Consider the following 21,221-nt stretch of genomic DNA (forward strand, 5'->3'; position numbering starts at 1 on the left):
GCGGAACGCCATCTGCTCTGGGGCACGAAGTGCCATGCCGCATGGTAGTGCGGTCTCGGGGTGGATCGTGTCACCACCATGCCAGCTTCGCACGTCGCAAAATGGATCGGGTCAAAGCGCTTGCATCGAAGGCTCGCCGTCCCCCGCGGACGGCCTGTTGGAATTAACCGACACCACGCCCCACGAGCCCACGATAAGGTGCGCGCCGTTGCCCGGGATCTCCACCCGCCAGACCTCTTGCCCCATCTGCCATGAGCCACAAGACCCTCTGGGATATCTCGCCGGTCATTGCACCGGATTCGCCGATCTTCCCCGGCGACGAACCGTACGCCCTGCGCTGGACCGCGCGTCTGTCGCCGGACTGTCCGGTGAACCTCAGTGCATTGAGCCTGTCGCCTCATGTGGGTGCCCATGCCGATGCGCCGCTGCATTACGCCAACGACGCGCCCTCGGCCGCCGAGGTGGCGCTGGATCCTTACCTGGGTCCCTGTCGCGTCATCCATGCCATTGACTGCGGGCCGCTGATCCGCATCGAGCATCTGGCGCATGCCCAGGACGATCTCCCGCCCCGCGTGCTGGTGCGCTGCAATCAGAAAGCGGACACGGTGTGGAATCCCGCGTTCACCGCCTATGCGCCGGAGACGGTGGAATGGCTGGCGTCCCATGGGGTGCGGCTCATCGGCCTGGACACGCCCTCGGTGGACCCGGCGACGAGCAAGAGCCTGGACAGCCATCAACAGCTGCGGCGCCTGGACCTGCGGGTGCTTGAAAACCTCGTGCTCGACGACGTGCCCGAGGGCGACTACGAATTGATCGCCCTGCCCTTGAAGCTGGCAGGCGCCTGTGCCTCGCCGGTGCGCGCCGTGCTGCGGACGCTTTGAAGGCGCCGCCGCTTTCACCCCGATTCAAGCCGACGCGCACTGCCCCCGAACCTGCCGCCGACACCCGCAGCTCGACACGCATCGGCCCCCACGCCAACGCCTCACCCGAACCGATCACCCCATGACCACACGACACGACTGCCAGGCCCTCGATGCGGCCGACCCCTTGGCCGCTTTGCGACATCAGATGGTGCTGCCGCCCGGTGTCATCTATCTGGACGGCAACTCGCTTGGCGCCATGCCCGCGGCGACGGCGGGCCGTGTGCAGCAGGTGGTCACCGAGGAATGGGGCCGCGACCTCATCAAGAGCTGGAACACCGCCGGCTGGATCGACCTGCCCACCCGCATCGGTGACAAGATTGCGCGGCTGATCGGCGCGGGTCCGGGTGAGGTGGTGGTGGCGGATTCCACCTCACTCAACATCTACAAGGTGCTCACCGCGGCCGTGCGCATGATCAAGGCGGAGTCGCCTTCACGCACGACCATCGTCACCGAGCGCAGCAACTTTCCCACCGACCTCTACATCAGCCAGAGCGTGGCCGAGCAGCACGGCATGCGCCTGGTGCTGGTCGACAGCCCCGAAGAACTGGAAGCGGCGATCAACAGCGATCTGGCCGTGCTGCTGATCACCGATGTGAACTACCGCACCGGTGCCTGGCATGACATGGCCGCGCTGACCGGCGCCGCGCACGACGTCGGCGCCCTGACCATCTGGGACCTCTGCCATTCCGCCGGCGCGGTGCCGGTGGACCTGACCGGCGCCAATGCCGACTTCGCCATCGGCTGCGGCTACAAGTACCTCAACGGCGGCCCCGGCGCCCCGGCCTTTGTCTGGGTGCACCCCCGTCATGCCGACCGCTTCTGGCAGCCGCTCTCCGGATGGCTGGGCCATGCCGCGCCCTTCGAGTTCAGCCCCGACTATCGTCCGGCGCCCGGCATCCGCCGCTACATCTGCGGTACGCCGGCCATCATTTCAATGGCCGCGCTGGAATGCGGCGTGGACACGCTGCTGGCTGCCGAGCCGATGGGCGGCATGGCGGCCTTGCGCCGCAAGTCGCTGCAACTGACGGAGCTGTTCGCACGGCTGGCGGAAGAACGCTGCGGCGCTCTGAGCGTGACTGTCGTGTCGCCGCGTGAGGATGCGCGCCGTGGCAGCCAGGTCTGCCTGGCGCTGAAGCCGCCGCTGGAACGCGCCAGTTATGCGGTGGTGCAGGCGCTGATCGAGCGCGGTGTGATTGGCGACTACCGCGCGGGCGACCCGGACCGCCTGGACCAGGTGCCGCACATCCTGCGCTTCGGCTTCACGCCGCTGTATGTGGGCTTCACCGATGCCTACGATGCGGTGGAACATCTCTACCAGGTGCTGACGCGCGAAGAGTGGCGTGAAGCCCGTTTCAACCAGAAGGCTGCAGTGACATGAGTTGCCCGCATCACACCGGCGCCACCGAGCGCATCGTGCAGGAAGAAGGCGCGCAGCTCGATTTCTCGCGCGACATGAGCTATGGGGACTATCTGCACCTGGATCAGGTGCTCAGCGCCCAGCATCCGCTCTCTCCGGACCACAACGAGATGCTGTTCATCGTGCAGCACCAGACGTCCGAGCTGTGGATGAAGCTGATGCTGCATGAGCTGAACGGTGCCGTGCGCGAAGTGGCAGCGGACCATCTGCCCGAAGCGTTCAAGATGCTGGCCCGGGTCTCCCGCATCATGGAGCAGCTGGTGCATGCCTGGGACGTGCTGGGCACGATGACGCCGCCCGAGTATTCCGCCATCCGGCCTTACCTTTCCAACAGCAGCGGATTCCAGAGCGCGCAGTACCGCCGGATCGAATTCATGCTGGGCAACAAGAACGCCGCGATGCTCAAGCCGCATGCGCACCGGCCGGACCTGCTCGCCGACGTGCAGGCCGCGTATGAAGCCCCCTCGCTCTACGACGAGGTGCTGCGCCTGATGCAGCGACGCGGCATCGAGGTCCCGGCGACGCATCTGACGCGCGACTTCACCCGCCCGTACGAAGCGGACGAGGGCGTGAAGGCCGCCTGGCTGCAGGTCTACCGCGACCCGAAGCAATACTGGGACCTCTACCAGATGGGCGAGGAACTGGTCGATCTGGAAGACGCCTTCCGGCTTTGGCGCTTCCGTCATGTCACCACGGTGGAGCGGGTGATCGGCTTCAAGCGCGGCACCGGCGGCACCGGCGGCGTGAGCTACCTGCGCAAGATGCTGGATACGGTGCTCTTCCCCGAACTCTGGGCACTCCGCACGGAATTGTGAACGGAGGTGAAGTCGGCCTGTCCATCGGGGCATGCCGACCGGCACGGGCGGGCCCAACTCCTACAATCGGGGCACGTTGATGCAGCTCACAAGGCCCGCCCATGGATACCCGTATTTCCCAGATCAAGCTGCGCATCTCCCGCCTGCGGGACGCCCTGCGCAACGCCGACGCCCACGCCATCCTGGTGCCATCGGCCGATCCTCATCTGTCGGAATACCTGCCGGAGCGCTGGCAGGGTCGTGAATGGCTGTCCGGCTTCACCGGCTCCATGGCCACGCTGGTGGTCACCCGCGACCAGGCGATGCTGTTCGCCGACAGCCGCTATTGGACACAGGCCGAGCGTGAGCTCGAAGGCAGCGGCATCTCGCTGTTCAAGATCCCGACTGGCGCCGCGACGCATCACGTCAACTGGCTGGCCGAGACGCTGCAGCCGGGGCAGACGCTGGTGGTGGATGGCCAGGTGCTGGGCCTGGCCATGGCGCAGCTGCTGCGCCAGGCACTGACGCCCCGCCAGATCCGCATCAACACCGGACTCGACCTGCTCGACGCCACCTGGGACGGCCGCCCCGGGCTGCCCGACGCAAAGGTGTATGAGCATCAGGCGCCGCACGCCACCGTGAGCCGCGCCGACAAGCTGGCCCAGGTGCGGGCCGCCATGACCCAGCACGGCGCCACGCATCACCTGATCTCCAGCGTGGACGATGTGGCCTGGCTGTTCAACCTGCGCGGCTCCGATGTCACCTACAACCCGGTGTTTGTGGGCCATGCGCTGCTGACGGCGGACGGCGCCGAGCTGTTCGTTCAGGACGGCAAGATCGACGCCGCGCTGAGCGCCCGTCTGGCCGCCGATGGCGTCCAGGTGCGCCCCTATGCGAATGCCCCCGTCGCCCTGGCGCAGGTGCCGGCTACCGCCACCGTGCTGATCGACCCGCGCCGCGTGACGCTGGGCCTGCGTGAAGCGCTGCCGGCGGCGGTGCGTGTGGTGGAGGCCATCAATCCCAGCACGCTGCTCAAGAGCCGCAAAAATGCCGCCGAGGCGCAATTCGTACGGGAAGCCATGGAGCAGGACGGTGCCGCCATGTGCGCCTTCTATGCCTGGTTCGAAGCAGCCCTGGCGCGTGGAGAACCGCTGGACGAGCTGAAGGTGGACGAACACCTGAGCGCCGAGCGGGCCAAGCGCCCCGGTTTCGTGGGTCTCTCCTTCTCCACCATCGCCGGCTTCAATGCCAACGGCGCCCTGCCCCACTACCGCGCCCTGCCCGAGCTGTTCTCCGAGATCAAGGGCGATGGCCTGCTGCTGATCGACTCCGGCGGTCAGTACCTGGGCGGCACCACCGACATCACCCGCGTGTGGCCCATTGGCCAGGTGTCCGACGCACAGCGGCGCGACTACACGCTGGTGCTCAAGGGCACCATTGCGCTCTCCCGAACCGTCTTCCCGCGCGGCACGCTGAGCCCGATGCTCGACGCCATCGCACGTGCGCCGCTGTGGGCCCATGGGCTGGACTATGGTCACGGCACCGGCCACGGCGTGGGCTACTTCATGAATGTGCATGAGGGCCCCCAGAGCATTTCCAAGGCGGTGCCGGATGCCAACATGGCCATGGAGCCGGGCATGATCACCTCGATCGAGCCGGGCCTCTACCGTCCCAAGCAGTGGGGCGTGCGGATCGAGAATCTGGTGCTGAACGTTCAGCATGAGACGCCCGAGAACGGCCAGTTCGGCGAGATGCTGGCTTTCGAAACACTGACCCTGTGCCCGATCGACACACGATGCGTGATGGTGTCGCTGCTGTCCGATGAAGAGCTGGCATGGCTCAACGACTACCACGCCGAAGTGCGCCGCCGGCTGTCGCCGCTGGTCAGCGGGGATGCGCTCGCGTGGCTGACCACCCGGACGGAGCCGCTGACGCGCTGAGGCGTCACATCTGCCGGAACAGGTGCAGGTAACTGCGGCTGACCGGCAGCACTTCCGGGCGGGCCTTCAAGTGCAGGTCCGCCGTCTCATTCGGCCCGCGGGTCACGTGGCTGATCGCATGCAGGTTCACCACCACCGAGCGGTGCACCTGCACAAAGCACTGTGGGTCCAGGCGTTCGATCAGCTCGCGGATCGGCGTGCGGATCAGCGCCTCGCCATCGGCGGTGGCAACGAGGGTGTACTTCTCGTCCGACCGCAGGAAGAGGATGTCGTCCACCGGGATCAGCTTCAAGGTGCTGCCCACCGAGGCGCGGATCCATTGCAAGGGGCCGGTATCGGACGCCAGCGCGTGGGCCGCGGGTTCACCGGCAGCGGATGTGGCTGGGTACCCGGGCGTGTGCACGGGCGTGGGGCTGGACATCGGCGTGGACATCGACGGGGATGTGGAAAGGGACGTCGCCCCCGGCAGGGACGCCGATGCCGGACGTGCAATGCGTCGCGCGAGTTCCTCGATGACGGTTTCCAGCGCCACCGGCGCCTGCGCCGGCGCAGAGGTCTGGAGTCGGTCCTTCAACCGCTCCACCGTGTCGGCAAGGCGCGCTTCGTCGATCGGCTTGACGAGATAGTCGATCGCGCCGCGCTCAAAAGCCTGGAGCGCATAGTCCTGATAGGCCGTGACAAACACGATGTGGGCCTGCCGCGCGATCTGACGCGCCGCTTCCATGCCGTTCAGGCCCGGCATGTGAACGTCCAGGAACACCACGTCCGGCCGGTGCATTTCAAACAGCTCCACCGCCTCGCGCCCATTGCGCGCCTGCGCCACCACGCTGAGCGCGGGCCATGCAGCGGCCAGGCTGCGTTGCAGGCTGTCGCGCAGGAGCGGTTCATCGTCGGCAATGAGGGCGGTAGGGGCGGCGGCGGTCATGGGCTTGCGGCTGCAATGATGAAGGGCGGGGTGGCGTGCGGGCGACGATGCTAGGGCGACGGAAAATTAAGTTCGGCACGCAGGCCATGCGGCTGATTTTCGGTGAGTTCCAGTGTGGACGAGAGGCCGTAGAACAGCGTCAGCCGCTCACGCAGGTTGCGCAACCCGGTCCCGGCTCCCATCTCGTGCTGCAGGCCGACACCGGTATCGCTCACCCACAGGCGTATGCGTCCGCCCTGCTGGTCGCCGCCCACCTCGATTCGGCCGCCGTCCTCGCTGGGATCCACGCCATGCCGCACCGCGTTCTCCACCAGCGTGAGCAACGCCATCGGCGGGAACCGTAGGCCGCTGAGCGCCGGTGACACCTCGACGGTAAAGCTCATCCGGTCCGGCATGCGCAGGTGCATCAACTCGAGATAGGCCTGCACCAGCGCGAGTTCGTCACCCAGCGTGGCGCTCTCCCCTTGCAGCCGCGGCATGGCGGCGCGCAGGTACGCAATCAGGCTGCGCAGCACCGGAGCCGCCTGCGGCGACCCGGTTTCCACCAAGGCCTGGACATTCGCCAGCGTGTTGAAGAGGAAGTGAGGCTCTACCTGTGCCTGCAGCAGGCGCAGACGGGCATCCAGCGCCTGTCGCTCCAGCTCGCTGCGCTCCAGCTCAAAGCTCAGCGCCTGATTGCGCGCCTCGGCGTCCCGCTGTCGGTACAGCGCCCCCATGGCGAGCAAGGGGCCAACGACCAGGCCCGAGCCGGCAATCCACATGAATCCCAGCATCCGGGCCTCGGACTGGACCAGGCTCGCCAGGTCGCCGCCGACGGCCACCAGGTAGACGACCAAGGTGGCCACCGGCACGGCGGCCGCCACCACCACCACCTGGAAGAACCAGCGCGCCCACCAGCGCGGCAGGCGACGGGGCCACTGGCCGGCCGCCGAGAACGCCAGCAGCGCCAGCATGCCGACGAACATGGTGCGGCCCAGCAGCACCGGGAACGGGATGATGAAGATGGGGTCCAGCGCCGCAGCGGCGAGCGTGGCCAGGACCAGCGCCAGGGCCAGACGGCGCGGCGTGAGATAGGAGACGAATCCGTGCCAGGGCTGGCCCGGCGCGCGGAAACTGGGGCGTGGAGTCGCGGTCGGCGGAGAGGACATGCCCCCACGATAGCGGCGGGCCCCGGCGGCTCCAAGGGCAGAACAGCGGGGAAGCGACGAAAGACGGGCTGGGCGGCCTGAGCCGCGCCTTCAAAGCGCCCTGCGCACGCTCATTGGGTTCCGGGCGCTCAGCGGACTGCGGATGCTCAGAGGCTGTGGATGCTCAGCGAGTTCAGGTTGCTCATCGAGCGGTGGGCGCGGAGCGGGGCGCTGCCCGGCAGGCTCGTTTGCGACACCAGCCGCCCTGCGGCACGACGCGGGCCGGGCGGGTTTGTCGATCTCTGGCGGCGCAGCGCGGCGCGGCTTCCACCACCAAATGGATGTTGCCCACCATGAGCAGCGTGCGGCGGCGTCCCGCAAGGAGGGTGTGCGCCACGGCTCAGGCCCGCATGCCGATGTTGCACATCACTGCTTCCTTGCCAGCATTGATGGCAAAGCGCAGCGCCTCGGCCGGCGTGGCCCAACCGTACCCGCCAGCGAGGTTTTCGTCTCGATAAGCTTCCCGCTTGTCCGGGGCGCGGCCCTGCCGCATGACCACCACCGCGGCCACGTAGCCGAACTGGCGGGGTCGCTCGATGGCGCCGGCGTAGATGCGATAGTCGCCTGTATCGACTTCAGCGAAATGCATGTCCGTCTCCTGGTGGCCCGTTGGCCACGATAGGGGGACTGTGCGCGTGATGGGGGAGATGAGCTACCCACCTGAGGTGTGCACACCAATGGGGGTGGTGAGCGGGGGCGAGGGTCGGCGGTGCCTGAAATGGCGTCGGGGGAGGCATTCAGGGACGATCCCCGTGGTGCGGGCCGCAGGGAGGATCCGGCGCGGAACCGTCGCGTCACCCGTTCCAAGGACGGGGACGACAGCGGGAACGCCAGGAGAACGGCAAAGAGAACGACAGCGGGGCCAATAGCCGCGATCAGTCGCCGCCTTGGGACACCGCCACGTACTCGCGCAGTTCCTGGCTCACTCGCGGGGGCGGCACCGGCGACGACTTGAGCTCGACGCCTTCGGGGAACTGCTCCAGGTCATAGGCCTTCTGTTCGGCGGCCGAGATCACGCCGTTTTCATTGCTGTCGGCCGGTGCGTAGATCAGGTTGGGCACCAGCGACACCGTGGAAGCGGAACTGGCGCTGGACGCTTCCGTGGTCGCCGGCGTGGCCGCTGGCGTGGCCGCTGGCGTGGCCGTGGCCGACGGTCTAGCCGAACCAGATGCAGATGCAGATGCAGAAGCAGCTGAAGTCGTGGATGTAGACCCCGTGGGGGCACCAGCGCCGCTCTCTGTGGCTGGTGCGGTGCCCGTTGCGGCTGGTGCGGCGCCCGTTGCGGCTGGAGCGGCGGCTGTTGCGGCGGGCGCTCGAGCAGTCGAAGCCGGTGCGCCGCCACTGGCGGCAGGCACTACGGGCGCGACGCCAGCGGCGGCGGCGCGTGCCGGCGCCGGGCTGTTGGCCACCGCAGGCGGGACGGCTGTGGCCGCATTGACCGGCGGATTGGTGGCGGTAGCCGGGGCGACCGACGCAGCGGAACCGACCGCGGCGTCTTCGGCGCCTATGGCGATGGAAGTCGAACCGGCGTCCGTTCTGGCCGCTTTGGCCGAAGCCGGGACCGTTGTCGGACGTACCGGGGTCGACGCCTCACGCGCCGCGAGCGACGTGGCAGCGGCGGACAAAGTGACGACCGCAGAGGCTTCGGGAGCCTCCGCGGCATTGACGGACTCCTGCTCGCGGCTGCGCAGCGGCGCAGCGCTGGAAGCGGAGCTGGTCGCGGTTGTTGCGAGAGCAGAGATCATGATGTGCCTCCACGAAGGATTCCGCGGAATCGGCCAGCGGATGCCGGGCGGGAACGCTTCCCGCCTGCTTACCTTTTCAGGGCATGTTCGGTTTTTCGGCCATGTCTCGGACGACTTTAGGGCGATTTATGAAACCGACACACTTTTTTTCCGCCAGTTGAATGGAGTGGGCAGTTTGTCGCGCCGCAGTGCCCCATCTCGCCGCAGATAAAGGGTTAACCCTGACCCCTTCAGTGAAGTCGCAGGCGGCCAAGAGGGGCCTGCCCTGTCGCGCGGGGCATCGTCACAGCACCGCGTAACGTCCCGGCCTGTGGTTCACAGCAATGAACAGATTCATCACCACCGCCGCCAGCACCGAGTAGGCCACGCGCTCCGGTGAGATCACCGTCAAGGCCAGCAGCACGATGGCGCAGTCCATGGCCATCTGTACCTTGCCAGCGCGCCAGCCCCTGGCTTTTTGCAGATACAGCGACACGATGGTGGCACCGCCCAGGCTGGCGCGGTGCCGAGCCAGGAACAGGCAGCCCGAGCCCAGCAGCAAGCCGCCCAGCACCGCCGCATAGGCCGGGTGGAGCCGGTCGATGGCGAAAAGGCGCGGCGAGAACTCGGTCATCAGCGACAGCAGCGCAATCGAGATGAAGGTCTTGATCGTGAATTCCCGGCCCATGCGCGTCCAGGCGAACCAGTAAAACGGCAGGTTGATCAGGAAGAACAGCCGGCCCAGGCTGACGTCGGTCGCGTAGTGCAACACGAACGCGGCGCCCGCGGTGCCGCCGGTCAGCAGGCCCGCCTGGGCGAACAGGATCAGGGCCAGCGACACGAACAGCGTGCCAGTGAAAATCGCCTGGGCATCCTCAAACAGGGTATGTGAGCGGATGGTCAGGTCATCCATCGTCACCGTCGCCGGGGTGGTGGCAGCGGCATCGACGGGGAGGTGCAGGGGTCGGTCACTCATCCCGTAGACGAAGCAGAAAACGTGCCGGCGAGTATCCCCCGGGAGAACCCTGATGTGAGTCGGGCCGGCGCTCTAATTTCCGGGAACGGCGCTCATCCTGCGCAGTGCGCGAAGGATCGGCGCCGCGTCCGCAAAGCGGGATGATCCGCGCCACGTGCGCAGCGCGGGAAGGATCGGCGCCATCAAGGCAGCGCGGCGAGGATCGGTGCCAGCTCCGCAGAGGGGAAGGATCCGCGCCGTCTCCACCGGGCCGCCGTCCCGACCGGATCACTTCAGTGCACCGTCGCGGTCACTGTCTCGGCAGCAGCCCTAGCACTTCCTCGAAGGAATAGGCGGTGTGATGCGCGCGGCCGTTGCCAATCGGGTCATGGGTCGCCTGCCCCGGTGGCATCACCATCACCACCTGTGCCGATGGCAACTGAGCGAGGCACTCATTCAGCAGCCGGGCCTCTTCCGCATCGTGCTCCTGCACCGACGCGCCCACCACAAACACGGTGCCGATCGCCTCCAGCTTGGCCTCGTCAGGCGGGCCGGTGAGTTCTTCGGCGGTGACGTGCCGGGCGTCGAGGCGGCTGTCCCGCAGCACCCGCACCAGAATCTCCGCCACCAGATGGGCCGACCGGCCGCCCATGCTGATGCACAGCATCACCGAGCCGGCCGGCACATCCAGGGCCCCCTGCCAGCGCCCTTCCGTCTGCAGGCGTTCCTGGCGCAGACGCATGCCCAGGTCGGCGCCGTCCAGCACCGCTGCCTTGCGACGGCGCGGCACGGGGCTGTGCGTCAACGTGGCGAAGACCTGCACGATGACCTGCTGAGCCGCCAGGCGTTGATCCGGGGTGATCAGGTTCTGCTCGAAATCATGACGGGCCAGTTCCAGGGCAGGCATCACCACCTTGTCGCAATAGCGAGCCAGCGTGCGGCGCTTCAGGTAGGCGCGAGCGTCGGCCAGGATTTCAACCGCATCGCCGCTGAGGCTGCGCTGGTAGAAGCGCTGGGACATGTCGAGCGCCGGCGCATCACCCAGCAGCACGTCCAGGAACGACAGCGCCGGCACATGGCGGCCGGCCACCACCAGGCAGAGCGTCAGCGGCGTGGACAGCAGCAGGCCGACCGGCCCCCAGAGCGCGCTCCAGAAAATCGCGGAGACCACGACCGAGAACGGCGACAGCCCGGTGGCATGACCGTAAAGCTGCGGCTCGATCACATGCGCGACGATGACTTCCACCGCCAGGAAGATCAGCAACGTAGAGATCATCAGATCCCAGCCGGGGGCCATGGCGGCCGACATCACGCCCGCACAGAGCGCCGCGGCGGGGAAACCAACGTACGGGATGAATCGCAGCAATCCGGCCAGCACCGCCCAGATGGTGGCGTGCGGCACATGGGTGGCGTAGAGCAGCAGGCCGATCACCAAGCCCACGCCGACGTTCACCAGGAATTGCGAGACGAAGTAGCGGGACAGCCGCTGGCCGGCGTCATTGAACGCGGCTGTGGCGGCGCGCACGTCGTGGCCGCCAACGAGGCGGATCAGCCGGTCGCGCAGCGCGTCCTGCTCCAGCAGCGCGAAGATCAGCACCAGCACCACGATACCCACCACCCCGACAGGTCCCCAGACAGCGGCCAGCATTTGCCGGATGAGGGAAGCGCTGGTGTCAGGTTTGGTGTCGCTGGTGCCGGAGGGGCGATCACCGGGATCGCCGGCGTCGGCACGATCGCCCACATCCGCCGGGGCTGCGAGGTCACCGATCATGCGTCCGGCGCGGCCCTGCGCCTGCTGAAGCTGATCCAGCGTCATCATGCGCAGCCGCGTGACCTTGGTTCGCACGTTCTCCTCATACGCGGGCAACTCCCGCGACAGCGCGCTGAGCTGCATCACCAGCACCATCGCGATGCCGCTCACCACCAGTCCGGCCAGTGCGAGGGTGCCGATGGCGGCGGTGGTTTGGTTCAGTCCCAGGCTGCGCAGCTTGCGGACGACCGGTGCCATCAGGAAACTCAGCATCGCAGCGAGGGTGATGGGCTCCAGCACTTCCCGGCCCAGGTACAGCACCGCCAGGACGCCGAGGCCGACCAGCAGTTTCACGGGGAGCGGGGTGGGCGACGTCGGAGGCGGCGAAGGGGGTGGCAAGGGATGTTGATGCGAAGGTAGCCGCGGCAAAGGCTGATGCAGCGATGGCTGCGACGGCGTCGGCCCGCTCATGCCGCACCTGCCCGCTTCCGCATGAAGACGCTGTTCGGGTCGTCGACGTAGTCGCCGAAGGAGCCGCAACGGCGGTAGCCGAGGCGTTCATAAAGGCCAATGGCATCGTGCTGGAGGTAGCCGGTTTCCAGCGTGAATTCGAAGATGCCCCGGGCTTGCGCCTCGGCTTCCAGCAGTGCCAGCAGCCCACGTGCAATGCCCTGCCCACGATGGCTAGGCAAGGTGTACATGCGCTTGAGCTCGCCATACTCGGCGCCGACCACGATGGCCCCACAGGCCACGGCGGCGCCCTGCCCGTCTCGCGCCACGGCAAACAACACGTTGGGCGCGGACAGCGCCGCCATGTCGATGCCGTGATGACTCTCCGCGGGATACAGCGGGACCTGGTAGGCATCCAGCGCTTCGATGAGCGCGATGACCTCCGGCTGCGCAGCCGGTTCGAGCGAGACGGTGATGTCGGTGGGCATGGCAGCCGGAGCACGGGCGCTGACGCCCGGGGATGCGGGAATGAGGTGGGGCGGAGTCTAAGGGGTTTCGGTGACAGGCATCAGGCCGGGGCGGAAGGGCCGAGCAACGATTCGTAGACAGCCAGATCATTGTCGGAGAAGCAGCAGAAGGTGACGTCTAGGTTCGTCGGGCCGGCTGGGTCCATCGGGTCGGCCGGGTTCGCCTCCAGCCAGGCCCTCACCGTCGCGACCGCCACCTGGGCGGCCGCCTCCACCGGATAACCGTAGGAGCCGGTGCTGATGCTGGGAAAAGCGATCGAGCGGATGGCATGAGGCCGCGCGAGATCCAGGCTGCGGATGTAGCAGCTGCGCAGGAGCTCTGGCTCGCCATCGCGGCCGCCGCGCCAGACAGGACCCACGGTGTGGATGACGTAGCGCGCCGGCAGTCGAAATCCAGCGGTGATCTTGGCCTGCCCGGCCCGACAGCCGTGGAGCTGTCGGCAAGCTTCCAGCAATTGGGGGCCTGCCGCACGGTGGATGGCGCCATCCACGCCGCCGCCGCCCAGCAGCGACGAATTCGCGGCGTTGACAATCGCGTCCACGTCGAGAGTAACGATGTTGGCGCGGCGCGCTTGCAGGGTGCGCTGTGGGTGCATGGTGATCTCCGTCCAGGCCCTTCACTGTTCGCCGCGAGGGCTGAAGGTGCGCGGAAAGAAAACCGGCAAGGCGCGATCCTTCAGGCGATAGCCCATGGGGGGCCGGTAAGCGGAGCTTTCGACCACACCCACTTCCTCCAGGAAGTCGGCGGCAAGCATCCGCGTGCGAAATCCACTCTTGTCGACGGGCCGCCCGAGCACGATCTCGTACATCTTCTGAAGCTGCGGCAGTGTGAACGGCTCGGTCAGCAGAAAAGCGGGGAGCGAGGTGTATTCCACCTTGCTTCGCAGCCGGTCCACCGCGGCTCGAAGAATCTCGTCGTGATCAAACGCCAGGGAGGGGGACGCGAGGACCTCATCGGCATCGAACCAGTTCACGTCCGCCGCATTCGCGCCTTTGGACAGTTGCACGGCTTGAGCCGGCATCAAAGCAAAGTACGCATGGGTGGCGGACCAGCCGCGTGGGTCCCGGGTGGCACTGCCCCAACTGCCCAGTTGCTCGAGATACGGGCTGCGGACCGAGGTCTTGTCGAGCAGCTTACGGCGGGCGCAAGCGAGCAGGTTGGCGTCCTGGTCAATGTCCACATAGCCGCCGGGCAGCGCCCACTGACCCGGGAATGGCTCGCCTCGGCCGGAGGGGCGCTGCACCAGCAGCACTTTCAACGCTTCGTTCAGGACGGTGAATATGACGACATCCACCGTGGTGAAGGGGCGGGGGAAGTCGGAGGGAGCACTGGGTTTGGCCATGGTGGACTGTTTTCGGGAATGGGGCGGGACCGCGTCAATGCAAAGAACAACTTGCCTGGGCGCACAATTCGTTGTACTGTACATCTTTCATAAGACGTTCAGAACAACTAAATAGTGACGACACCTATCAAGCTGACGTCGATCAGCAAATTCCTCAGCCTGGTGCTTCGCCATCAGCCGCAGGAGATCGGCCTGGTGCTGGATCCCGCCGGCTGGGCTCGCGTGGATGAACTGCTTCAAAAGCTGGCGGCAGCGGGATGGCCGGTGTCCATGACGCAGTTGAGGGAGGTCGTCGAGACCAACGACAAGAAGCGGTTCACTTTCAATGAAGATGAAAGCCTCATCCGTGCCAGTCAGGGCCACTCCATCGCCATCGACCTGGATCTGCCGGTGGTGACACCACCGCCGGTGCTATATCACGGCACGGCGACCCGCTTCCTGGCAGCCATCATGAGCGAAGGACTTGATCGCCGGTCACGGCAGCATGTGCACCTCACCGAAAGCGTCGATACAGCTTTGTCGGTGGGAAGCCGTTACGGCGCGCCAGTACTGCTGAAGATCGACGTTCAGCGGATGGTCAGTGCCGGACATCAATTCCGATGCTCGGCCAATGGCGTCTGGTTGGTGGATGGTGTGCCACCGGAGTTCATACAGCCAGACGCCTGACCTGGGCCAGGCGTTTCAGCCAGGCCCGCCGGCTTCCACCAATTGGTCAACGTGCCGCGCCAAGTAGCTCTTCAACGGATCAGGGCTGGTGACCATCCCGCGACCAATCGCTGAAGCCCTGCACCCGCATCGTCAGCAAAGCACGTTGACGCACGCAGCCAGAAAACGATGACTCGCGGCTCAGCCAGAGTTTGAGCAAGCGCCAGGAAAGTTTCCACACGGGCAGGATCGCCGGTGAGGAAGGACTGCCCACCCAGTTCCTGAGCGGCTGCATGGATCAGGGCCGGCGATTCGTAGTCGTCATATCCCTGATCAGGCGGCCAAGGCGTGCCGGGCTCAATGCGAGGGGGAAGGGAGCGACTCAGAATGTCGAATGACTGTCGCAGTGTCTCTATCCGCATCAGTGTCAGCGACTCGGAAGACAACAAAAAAGCCAGTCTCTCGACTGGCTTTTTGCGGCCCGGTGACTCCGGACAATTTAGCGGGAAGGGTGGATTCGAACCCCCGGTAGTGGTTCGCCCTGCGCCGGATTTCGAGTCACCCCAATTTCTCAATAAAGTCAGCCACTTAGAAATATTTCCTTTCCGCAACCGGCCTGCCCATAGGAACTCCAACCCTATGCACCTCGGCCTGCCCCCTCACGTGTGCGGAGTAGATTTGCAGCCTGCTCTGTATTGACCCAGTGAAAACCTGCTCAGGTGTTACCGTTGAGAGGAAGACACCATGAGTACGTTGATGGACGAAGAAATCAAGCGCTGGATGGCCAAGCGTAAGACGGCGTTGGTGCTGGAGATCATCCAGGGCAAGACCAGCGTTTCCGAGGCCAGCCGAACCTACGACCTGCCGCCCTCAGAGATTGAGAGCTGGGTGGAAGACGGTCGCAAGGGGATGGAGAACGCCTTGAAAGCCAACCCGCAGGACGTTCGCGAGCAATACGAGCGCCAACTGAAGACCTGCAGGAGGCCTACGGTGAAGCGATGCTGGAGCTGCGCGCTAGAAAAAAATTGCAGTCCCTGCTGGGCGAGGACGAGAAGTGATCGAGACGATCCGCAGGGACTGCAAGCCGACGGCATCACCGTCTCGATCAGCAAGCTGTGCCGGTGGTTCGACGTGCCGCGGCGCAGCGCGTACTACCGCCCCGTCAAGTCCGCGCCGACGCTGCAGGAGCGCTTCGTTGCCCCGATCAAAGCCATGATTGAGGAGAACCCGTCCTTCGGGTACCGCACCGTGGCGCACCTGCTGGGCTTCAACAAGAACACGGTGCAGCGCATCTTCCAGCTCAGGGGCTGGCAGGTACGAAAGCGACCGGTAGGCTTCAGGCCGCGGATTCAGTCACTGCCCTCGGTGGCTAAGGCGCCCAACGAGCGCTGGGCCACCGACATGTGCCGGGTATGGGCGGGGCGCGATGGCTGGACGACGATGGCGCTGGTCATCGACTGCCACAGCCGGGAACTGCTGGGCTGGCATCTGTCGCGCAGCGGGAAGCCCAAGACAGCTGAATCGGCGCTGGAGCTGGCCTTCATCGCGCGCTTCGGAACGCTGGGCCGGGTGCCGACGCCATTCCTGCTGCGTTCAGACAATGGCTTGGTCTTCACCAGTCGAAACTTCACCGCCCTGGTCAGGAGCTACGGACTGCGACAGGAGTTCATCACGCCGCACAGCCCCGAGCAGAACGGCCTGGTCGAGCGGGTGATCCGCACACTCAAGGAGCAGTGCGTGCATCGCTACCGCTTCGAATCGCTGCAGCACGCCGGCCGCCTGATCGGCGACTGGATCCACTTCCACAACCACCGGCGTCCGCATCAGGCGCTGAATATGAGAACTCCCGCTGAAGCGTTTGCATTAGCGGCCTGACCTGAGCAGGATTCGCTGGGTCAATACAACTGGCTGACCAGTACAACGAGTACCGACCGAATGACGCGCTGGGTGGGATGCCGCCCAAGCAGTTCATGCCCCAATTCATCATCAGCGGCGGACTTTGGAAATCAACTGTCTGCTTGGCAGGGGAGCTTACGGGTGGATGTCGTGCTACCGAATCAATCGAGTGAGTTCGAATTACCTACTTGTTCAACTTGCAGGAACCGTTATCGAAAATTTCAAAGAGAAGCAGTGTGCCATTTGGATACGCCGTTGGCATCGTCCGAACCAAAATTTACGAGGTTGCGCGCCAATATAGGTAGCGATAAACCAGTGCGCCTCCCGCAGATGGTGTTGGAGGACTAGGCGCATCAAGCGTTGCGCCTCCGTCAGCGGCTCGCCCAATCGACGGGCGCGAATCGCAGTTTAAACTCATGTGCGCTGGTGCCAACGTGGGAAAGCCTTCACCGCGGGGCGGAACCCCGAATACTTACCTACATCTACTTGAGATTAATCCTCAACCGAAGTCAGTAACGGCAGGACACTCGTCGCAAAGAGCTTTTTGATGTCCTTGAAAGGAACCCCCTGCGGTGTGACGTATAACGCCGCCATAAAGCTTACACCTCCACCGCCTTGCACCGCATAGCCTTCAATCGTGTAAGAGCCTAAGGGCAGCTTCGGTTTTTGAAATACTGCTGAACCAGACATTGAATACTGATTTACAGAAACCATCTTATCCACCACGATAGTCATGTTCCCCAATAATATATTTCCCGGTTGAATCTTGATCGGAAATGTTAGTGTTGGCACACCGGGCAAACACACATTCTGCTTTTTGAGCGGATTCACGAACAAATAGTAACTAACCCCGATTGGAGCGGTACTCTCGGGAGACCATGAAGTTGACCCGGGATGATCTCCGTTGGCAGCTTGACCAGCCGCCAATGACATATTATAGGAGCAGCCATTCGGAACAGCATCCGTGCCTGCTGCGCTAGCTGACTCGAGACATAGCAGCAGGGCGAAAATGGCGAAATCGGTGATCTTTCCGAATTGAATGACTTGCATTCCACGCCCCTTAATTTATTGCGATATCGTACAGCTTACATTCACCAAAAACACGCGGCTCTGCATCATCTACGCGTACCGTAACGCTTTTCCCCAAAGCAAAAGCGGTGAGTACTGTTGCATAGGTGCTCCTGCCGATCGGAGTTGACAGGTCCACCCAAGCACGACTTCCACAATTTCCGCCGAATGGACCTACATAAAACACTGCCACGCCGCTTTCAACTCGTGGAGTCACTACCGGCCCCGTCGCCACATAGAGCGATGCAAAGCTAAGACCAGGCATGACCATTGCGGATACCATCAAGGTAACGCGAAGAAGACGAAGGTTTCTCGATTTCATTTAGCTTTTCACCAGTGTTAAGAGAATGCACGCCACCTTACCAGAAAACCGTACCTGTATTCAATCTTGCAGTACGCGACTCTATAAGCAAGGCGTTTCAAAACTGGCTGGAGCTCGTCAACAACGCACCCCGGGACACTAAAGGTCAAAAGCAAAAAGCCAGTCTCTCGACTGGCTTTTTGCGGCCCGGATGACTCCGGACAATTTGGCGGGAAGGGGGGGATTCGAACCCCCGGTAGGGGTTCGCCCTACGCCTGATTTCGAGTCAGGTACATTCAACCACTCTGCCACCTTCCCTGATTCGGTGACACACCCCTTGCGGAGTGTTTGCGTCTCGCGGGTTGACTGCGAGAAAGACCAAGAGTGTAGCAGCGTTTTCAGGCCCCGAACAAGTTTCAGCGCGCGATTGTGCGAACTCGTTCTGTCCACATTCAACACCGCCGCAGCCGTCGCACGGCCCCGGGCTTTCAAACCGCAGTGCCCGGGCTTCGCCGACCTAACAGGCTCAGGCCTTCAACACCGCCTGCCCACCCAGATACGGGCGCAGCGCCTCCGGCACCTCGATGCTGCCATCGGCCTGCTGGTAGTTTTCCAGCACCGCCACCAAGGTGCGGCCAACCGCCAGGCCGGAGCCGTTGAGCGTGTGCACCAGCTCGTTCTTGCCCTGCGCATTCTTGAAACGCGCCTGCATGCGTCGGGCCTGGAAGCCCTCGCAGTTCGAGCACGAGCTGATCTCGCGATAGGTGTTCTGGGCCGGCAGCCACACTTCCAGGTCGTAGGTCTTGGCGGCGCCAAAGCCCATGTCCCCGGTGCACAGCGACATCACCCGATACGGCAGGCCCAGCTTCTGCAGCACCGCTTCCGCATGTCCCACCATCTCTTCCAGCGCTTCATAGCTCTTCTCAGGATGGACGATCTGCACCATCTCCACCTTGTCGAACTGATGCTGGCGAATCATGCCGCGGACATCGCGGCCGCCGCTGCCCGCTTCCGAGCGGAAGCACGGGCTGTGGGCCGTCAGCTTGATCGGCAGCTGGTTCACATCCAGCACCTGGTCGCGCACGGTGTTGGTCAGCGAAATCTCCGAGGTGGAGATCAGGTACTGCTCCACCGCTTCCTCATCGCCGCCCCGCAGTACCCAGAACATGTCTTCCTTGAACTTGGGCAGCTGGCCGGTGCCTTCCAGCACTTCGCGGTTGACGATGTAGGGCGTGTAGCACTCGGTGTAGCCGTGCTGCTGCGTTTGCAGATCCAGCATGAACTGCGCCAGCGCACGATGCAGGCGGGCAATCGGACCCTTCATGAAGGTGAAGCGCGAACCGCTCAGCTTGGCGCCGGTCTCGAAGTCCAGGCCCAGCGGGGCACCCAGGTCCACGTGGTCGCGCGCAGCAAAGCCCAGCTCGCGCGGCGTGCCCCAGCGGCGCACTTCCACATTGCCTTCTTCACCGCTGCCCACCGGCACGCTTTCGTGTGGCAGGTTGGGCACGCTCATCAGCATCTGCGTCAGTTCGGCCTGGATGCCGTCCAGACGCTCGGCGCCGGCCTTGAGTTCGTCAGCGATGCCGCCCACTTCCGCCATCAGCGCGCTGGCGTCTTCGCCCTTGCTCTTGAGCTGGCCGACCTGCTTGGAGAGCGAGTTGCGCTTGGCCTGCAGTTCCTCGGTGCGCATCTGCACCTGCTTGCGTTCGGCTTCGAGCGCCTTGTAGCGGTCCACGTCCAGATAGGGCTGCGGATTCTTGCGCGCCTGCAGACGCGCGATGACGGCGTCCAGGTCCTTGCGCACTTGGGTGATGTCCAGCATGGGAGTTCTCTTCGATGTTCTTGGATGCTCAGGGCGACGCGTGATGCCTCGCACCACGCGCCAGGGAGAGGTCGGACCGGCAACGGATCAGCGTCCGCCGCAGCAGCCAACAGCGATCAAGATCGTTCGCTGGTGACCTCGGCCATGGACTTGTCGCCCAGGCCCATCGGCAGCGGGAAGCGCACATGCTCTTCCACGCCCGGCAGCTTGCGCACGGTGGTGGCGCCCAGTTGACGCAACCGGTCGATGACGGCCTGCACCAGCACGTCCGGGGCCGAGGCGCCGGCCGTCAGCCCCACCTGGCTGCGGCCGTCCAGCCATTCGGCCTTCAGGTCTTCGGCCGCATCCACCATGTAGGCGGGCGTGCCCAGGCGCTCCGCCAGCTCGCGCAGGCGGTTGCTGTTGGAGCTGGTGGGGCTGCCCACCACGATCATCACGTCCACCTGCGGCGCCAGCACCTTGACCGCATCCTGGCGGTTCTGGGTGGCGTAGCAGATGTCCTGTTTCTTGGGCTCGCGCACCAGCGGGAAATGACGCTTCACCGCCAGCAGGATCTCCGCGGCATCGTCCACGCTCAAGGTCGTCTGGGTGACCACCGCCACGCGCGACGGATCCTTCACCTGCACATGCGGCACATCCGAGGCTTCCTCCACCAGATAGATGCCGTCCCGCAGCTGGCCCATGGTCCCTTCCACTTCGGGATGGCCCTTGTGGCCGATCATGATGAACTCATAACCCTCCCGGTGCAGCTTGGCCACCTCCACATGCACCTTGGTGACCAGCGGACAGGTGGCATCGAACACCTGGAAGCCGCGATCCGCCGCTTCCTGACGCACCGCCTGGCTCACACCGTGGGCGGAGAACACCAGCGTCGCGCCGGGAGGCACGTCCGCGAGGTCTTCGATGAAGATGGCGCCCTTGGCCTTGAGGTCGTTCACCACATAGGTGTTGTGCACGATCTCGTGACGCACGTAGATGGGAGCGCCGAACTTCTTCAGCGCCCGCTCGACGATCTCGATGGCCCGGTCCACCCCCGCGCAGAAGCCGCGCGGTTCAGCCAGGATGATGTCCTTGTTCAACTGCATGTCCGCTCCGCTCACAACACACCAATCAGTTGCACTTCAAAGCTCACCGGCTGCCCGGCCAGCGGATGGTTGAAGTCGAACAGCAGCCAATCCGCGCCCACTTCCCGCACCACGCCTGCGTACTGGCCCTGGCCATCCGGGGTCGGAAACTGCACCACATCCCCCACCTGGTACACCTCCGAGGGGTCGCCCAGCTCGCGCATCAGGCTGAGCTTCACCCGCTGCATCATCTCCGGATTGCGATCACCGAAGGCCTCGCCCGGGCCCAGTTCCAGCACGGTGCGGCTGCCTTCCGCCAGCCCGATCAGGCGGGCTTCGATCGCGGGCGCGAGCTCGCCGGTCCCCAGCGACAGCGTGGCCGGCTTGTCGTTGAAGGTGTTGATCACGTCCTGGCCATCCGGGCCGGTGAGCCGGTAATGCAGGGTCAGGAACGATCCAGGTTGGACGAGGTTCACAAGTCAGGGGTATT

General features: G+C 64.8%; 19 protein-coding genes and 1 tRNA gene. 6 read left to right on the plus strand and 14 right to left on the minus strand.

Features of this window, described 5'->3' with window-relative positions; all coding sequences use genetic code 11:
• The first annotated feature begins 251 nt into the window (after positions 1-251).
• The 4 genes from kynB (at position 252) to FHS28_RS08310 (ending at position 5,074) form a co-directional block, all read left to right on the plus strand.
• Entirely contained in the window at positions 252-881 is a 630-nt protein-coding gene (kynB, locus tag FHS28_RS08295; RefSeq protein ID WP_088450267.1) for an arylformamidase, read from the plus strand.
• 121 nt (positions 882-1,002) lie between these two features.
• The gene (kynU, locus tag FHS28_RS08300; RefSeq protein WP_088450269.1) at positions 1,003-2,301 is read left to right on the plus strand and encodes a kynureninase; all 1,299 of its coding nucleotides are present in this window, start codon (positions 1,003-1,005) and stop codon (positions 2,299-2,301) included.
• Positions 2,298-3,155 (plus strand): tryptophan 2,3-dioxygenase, encoded by an 858-nt coding sequence (kynA, locus tag FHS28_RS08305; RefSeq protein ID WP_088450271.1) that lies wholly within the window; start codon positions 2,298-2,300, stop codon positions 3,153-3,155. The genes kynU and kynA overlap by 4 nt, the downstream gene beginning before the upstream one ends.
• A 101-nt stretch (positions 3,156-3,256) precedes the next feature.
• Positions 3,257-5,074: an aminopeptidase P family protein gene (locus FHS28_RS08310; RefSeq protein WP_088450273.1), complete on the plus strand. Its 1,818-nt coding sequence runs from the start codon at positions 3,257-3,259 to the stop codon at positions 5,072-5,074.
• Between the two features lie 4 nt (positions 5,075-5,078).
• On the opposite strand, the gene FHS28_RS08315 is transcribed toward FHS28_RS08310, so the two are convergent.
• The 9 genes from FHS28_RS08315 to FHS28_RS08355 all read right to left on the minus strand — a co-directional run bounded on the left by FHS28_RS08315 (position 5,079) and on the right by FHS28_RS08355 (position 13,935).
• Positions 5,079-5,999 (minus strand): LytR/AlgR family response regulator transcription factor, encoded by a 921-nt coding sequence (locus FHS28_RS08315; protein WP_088450275.1) that lies wholly within the window; start codon positions 5,997-5,999, stop codon positions 5,079-5,081.
• A gap of 50 nt (positions 6,000-6,049) precedes the next feature.
• Complete coding sequence (locus FHS28_RS08320) at positions 6,050-7,147, minus strand: sensor histidine kinase (RefSeq protein WP_088450277.1); 1,098 nt, start codon at positions 7,145-7,147, stop codon at positions 6,050-6,052.
• Positions 7,148-7,526: 379 nt separating this feature from the next.
• Positions 7,527-7,775, minus strand: coding sequence for a hypothetical protein (locus tag FHS28_RS08325; RefSeq protein WP_088450279.1), 249 nt, complete (start codon positions 7,773-7,775; stop codon positions 7,527-7,529).
• A gap of 286 nt (positions 7,776-8,061) precedes the next feature.
• Positions 8,062-8,931: a hypothetical protein gene (locus FHS28_RS08330; protein ID WP_184294393.1), complete on the minus strand. Its 870-nt coding sequence runs from the start codon at positions 8,929-8,931 to the stop codon at positions 8,062-8,064.
• A 283-nt stretch (positions 8,932-9,214) separates the two neighbouring features.
• Positions 9,215-9,823 (minus strand): YitT family protein, encoded by a 609-nt coding sequence (locus FHS28_RS08335; RefSeq protein WP_246409832.1) that lies wholly within the window; start codon positions 9,821-9,823, stop codon positions 9,215-9,217.
• 352 nt (positions 9,824-10,175) lie between these two features.
• A complete protein-coding gene (locus FHS28_RS08340; RefSeq protein ID WP_184294395.1) occupies positions 10,176-11,969 on the minus strand; it encodes an AI-2E family transporter in 1,794 nt (597 codons plus the stop codon).
• Between the two features lie 113 nt (positions 11,970-12,082).
• A complete protein-coding gene (locus tag FHS28_RS08345; protein ID WP_184294397.1) occupies positions 12,083-12,553 on the minus strand; it encodes a GNAT family N-acetyltransferase in 471 nt (156 codons plus the stop codon).
• 80 nt (positions 12,554-12,633) lie between these two features.
• On the minus strand, positions 12,634-13,188 hold the full coding sequence (locus FHS28_RS08350) for an O-acetyl-ADP-ribose deacetylase (RefSeq protein ID WP_088450289.1): 555 nt from the start codon (positions 13,186-13,188) through the stop codon (positions 12,634-12,636).
• A gap of 21 nt (positions 13,189-13,209) precedes the next feature.
• Positions 13,210-13,935 carry an NUDIX hydrolase gene (locus FHS28_RS08355; protein WP_088450291.1) on the minus strand — a complete coding sequence of 242 codons (726 nt, stop codon included), beginning with the start codon at positions 13,933-13,935 and terminating at the stop codon, positions 13,210-13,212.
• 114 nt (positions 13,936-14,049) lie between these two features.
• On the opposite strand from FHS28_RS08355, the gene FHS28_RS08360 reads away from it, so the two are divergent.
• Positions 14,050-14,601, plus strand: coding sequence for an RNA 2'-phosphotransferase (locus tag FHS28_RS08360; protein WP_310736761.1), 552 nt, complete (start codon positions 14,050-14,052; stop codon positions 14,599-14,601).
• Between the two features lie 735 nt (positions 14,602-15,336).
• Entirely contained in the window at positions 15,337-16,455 is a 1,119-nt protein-coding gene (locus FHS28_RS08370) for an IS3 family transposase (RefSeq protein ID WP_246409742.1), read from the plus strand.
• Positions 16,456-16,968: 513 nt separating this feature from the next.
• Here FHS28_RS08370 and FHS28_RS08375 read toward each other — a convergent pair.
• The 5 genes from FHS28_RS08375 to FHS28_RS08395 form a co-directional block, all read right to left on the minus strand.
• Positions 16,969-17,526 carry a hypothetical protein gene (locus tag FHS28_RS08375; protein WP_184294399.1) on the minus strand — a complete coding sequence of 186 codons (558 nt, stop codon included), beginning with the start codon at positions 17,524-17,526 and terminating at the stop codon, positions 16,969-16,971.
• A 546-nt stretch (positions 17,527-18,072) separates the two neighbouring features.
• Positions 18,073-18,163: transfer RNA gene (locus FHS28_RS08380), tRNA-Ser, on the minus strand.
• A gap of 208 nt (positions 18,164-18,371) precedes the next feature.
• Positions 18,372-19,667 carry a serine--tRNA ligase gene (gene serS, locus FHS28_RS08385; RefSeq protein WP_088450295.1) on the minus strand — a complete coding sequence of 432 codons (1,296 nt, stop codon included), beginning with the start codon at positions 19,665-19,667 and terminating at the stop codon, positions 18,372-18,374.
• A gap of 116 nt (positions 19,668-19,783) precedes the next feature.
• Positions 19,784-20,752: a 4-hydroxy-3-methylbut-2-enyl diphosphate reductase gene (gene ispH, locus FHS28_RS08390; protein ID WP_088450297.1), complete on the minus strand. Its 969-nt coding sequence runs from the start codon at positions 20,750-20,752 to the stop codon at positions 19,784-19,786.
• 11 nt (positions 20,753-20,763) lie between these two features.
• A complete protein-coding gene (locus tag FHS28_RS08395) occupies positions 20,764-21,207 on the minus strand; it encodes an FKBP-type peptidyl-prolyl cis-trans isomerase (protein ID WP_088450299.1) in 444 nt (147 codons plus the stop codon).
• Positions 21,208-21,221: the final 14 nt, after the last annotated feature.

The organism is Roseateles terrae, from assembly GCF_014192155.1.
GTDB classification, from domain to species: domain Bacteria; phylum Pseudomonadota; class Gammaproteobacteria; order Burkholderiales; family Burkholderiaceae_C; genus Roseateles; species Roseateles terrae.

Coding starts and splice junctions, on each gene's coding strand:
- kynB (WP_088450267.1), top strand. CDS start 252: ATGAGCCACAAGACCCTCTGGGATATCTCGCCGGTCATTGCACCGGAT.
- kynU (WP_088450269.1), top strand. CDS start 1,003: ATGACCACACGACACGACTGCCAGGCCCTCGATGCGGCCGACCCCTTG.
- kynA (WP_088450271.1), top strand. CDS start 2,298: ATGAGTTGCCCGCATCACACCGGCGCCACCGAGCGCATCGTGCAGGAA.
- FHS28_RS08310 (WP_088450273.1), top strand. CDS start 3,257: ATGGATACCCGTATTTCCCAGATCAAGCTGCGCATCTCCCGCCTGCGG.
- FHS28_RS08315 (WP_088450275.1), bottom strand. CDS start 5,999: ATGACCGCCGCCGCCCCTACCGCCCTCATTGCCGACGATGAACCGCTC.
- FHS28_RS08320 (WP_088450277.1), bottom strand. CDS start 7,147: ATGTCCTCTCCGCCGACCGCGACTCCACGCCCCAGTTTCCGCGCGCCG.
- FHS28_RS08325 (WP_088450279.1), bottom strand. CDS start 7,775: ATGCATTTCGCTGAAGTCGATACAGGCGACTATCGCATCTACGCCGGC.
- FHS28_RS08330 (WP_184294393.1), bottom strand. CDS start 8,931: ATGATCTCTGCTCTCGCAACAACCGCGACCAGCTCCGCTTCCAGCGCT.
- FHS28_RS08335 (WP_246409832.1), bottom strand. CDS start 9,823: ATGGATGACCTGACCATCCGCTCACATACCCTGTTTGAGGATGCCCAG.
- FHS28_RS08345 (WP_184294397.1), bottom strand. CDS start 12,553: ATGCCCACCGACATCACCGTCTCGCTCGAACCGGCTGCGCAGCCGGAG.
- FHS28_RS08350 (WP_088450289.1), bottom strand. CDS start 13,188: ATGCACCCACAGCGCACCCTGCAAGCGCGCCGCGCCAACATCGTTACT.
- FHS28_RS08355 (WP_088450291.1), bottom strand. CDS start 13,935: ATGGCCAAACCCAGTGCTCCCTCCGACTTCCCCCGCCCCTTCACCACG.
- FHS28_RS08370 (WP_246409742.1), top strand. CDS start 15,337: ATGGACGAAGAAATCAAGCGCTGGATGGCCAAGCGTAAGACGGCGTTG.
- FHS28_RS08375 (WP_184294399.1), bottom strand. CDS start 17,526: ATGCAAGTCATTCAATTCGGAAAGATCACCGATTTCGCCATTTTCGCC.
- serS (WP_088450295.1), bottom strand. CDS start 19,667: ATGCTGGACATCACCCAAGTGCGCAAGGACCTGGACGCCGTCATCGCG.
- ispH (WP_088450297.1), bottom strand. CDS start 20,752: ATGCAGTTGAACAAGGACATCATCCTGGCTGAACCGCGCGGCTTCTGC.